The sequence below is a fragment of the Vibrio sp. 811 genome, assembly GCF_033339195.1.
In genome coordinates this window covers 1-643 of sequence record NZ_JAWOUB010000511.1, presented here as the reverse complement: position 1 = coordinate 643, position 643 = coordinate 1, and the positions used below count along the sequence as shown (strand labels likewise).

Genomic DNA, 643 nt, shown 5'->3' with positions numbered 1-643 from the left:
TAAAGATCTTCGGTTAAAGGTCTATACCATGGTCAATGAAGGGAGCTCTGATCAGCAGGTAAAAGATTATTTGGTTGAACGATATGGAAATATTGTTCTGTATCAACCTCCATTTAATTATTCAACTGCGCTATTGTGGATCTTTCCTATTATATTTTTGATCTTTTTTGCTCTATTTTCGATCCGACTAATCAAGCGAAATTAATGTGACCATTATTCCAGTATGGAAAATAAATTGTGCATATAACAAGCAGAGTGTTATCATTTTTTGGAATTTATGAAGCCTCCAGTATAAAGCTAACGATAAAATTTGAGCTGGAGAAGTAATAAAAGAACAACAGTAGGTGTACGCAGTGGATTCAGTTATATTGCAGTTAAAGAAGGACTTTTATTCGCAGATTCGTGCGTTTCAAACACCGAAGCTGCCACAAGTGACTTCAACTCTCGCCGTCCTAACAGACGAAGAAATTCAAGAACTCGAAGCGGTATGGATAGAATTAGCGGTTTGGAAACGTAGCCAAACTCATTAAGATTCCTTTTCATGCTCTAACCTTTACCAACCCCAGGCAAAAATTTGTCTGGGGTTTTTTATTGTAGTTTTATAAAATTGTTATACTATAACAATTCATCAGCGCAGCAAGAT

General features: G+C 35.9%; 2 protein-coding genes. Both read left to right on the top strand.

The genetic code is table 11. From position 1 onward, the window contains the following. Window positions 1-205, top strand: a 205-nt coding sequence (locus tag R7Q46_RS27790; protein ID WP_318078378.1) for a cytochrome c-type biogenesis protein, incomplete at its 5' end; no start/stop codon positions are given. Between the two features lie 148 nt (window positions 206-353). Continuing rightward, a complete protein-coding gene (locus tag R7Q46_RS27785; protein ID WP_005483239.1) occupies window positions 354-530 on the top strand; it encodes a hypothetical protein in 177 nt (58 codons plus the stop codon). Window positions 531-643: the final 113 nt, after the last annotated feature.